Here is a 734-nt window from a genome sequence, read left to right as displayed (position 1 = left end):
GCAGGCGGTCCAGCAGGTCGTCGCGGACCATGGTCCAGGTCCAGCCGACCTGCTGCTCGCGTCGCCTGGCGGCCAGCCGGCCGGTGGAGTCGAGCAGTGTGCGGTGCTGTTCGAGGCGTTCCCAGACGGTGTCCAGGCCGGTCGACTCGCGGGCGCTGCAGTGCAGTACCGGCGGTGTCCAGGCGGCGTCCTTGCCGTGCATCAGCCGCAGTGCGCCGGACAGTTCGCGGGCCGCGGCGCGGGCGTCCCGTTCGTGCGGGCCGTCCGCCTTGTTGACGGCGATCACGTCGGCCAGCTCCAGGACGCCCTTCTTGATGCCTTGGAGCTGGTCCCCGGTGCGGGCGAGGGTGAGCAGCAGGAAGGAGTCGACCATGTCGGCGACGGCCGTCTCGGACTGGCCGACGCCGACCGTCTCGACGAGGACGACGTCGTAGCCCGCGGCCTCCATCACGACGATCGCCTCGCGGGTCGCCTTCGCCACCCCGCCGAGCGTGCCGGCCGTGGGGGAGGGGCGTACGTAGGCCGCCGGGTCCACGGCCAGCCGTTCCATGCGTGTCTTGTCGCCCAGGATCGAGCCGCCCGTCCGGCTGGAGGAGGGGTCGACGGCGAGGACGGCGACCCGGTGGCCGAGGCCGGTCAGCAGGGTGCCGAAGGCGTCGATGAACGTCGACTTGCCCACCCCCGGCACCCCGCTGACGCCGATCCGCCGCGCCCTGCCGCTGTGCGGCAGCAGC

General features: G+C 73.3%; 1 protein-coding gene. It reads right to left on the bottom strand.

The window, feature by feature from the left end:
- The coding region (meaB, locus tag ACFF45_RS35550) for a methylmalonyl Co-A mutase-associated GTPase MeaB (protein ID WP_381351182.1) at positions 1–734 on the bottom strand (734 nt) is incomplete at both ends.

It is taken from the genome of Streptomyces cinereospinus (assembly GCF_042430725.1).
Taxonomy (GTDB): Bacteria; Actinomycetota; Actinomycetes; order Streptomycetales; family Streptomycetaceae; genus Streptomyces; species Streptomyces cinereospinus.
This window is presented reverse-complemented; position numbering and strand designations above follow the sequence as displayed.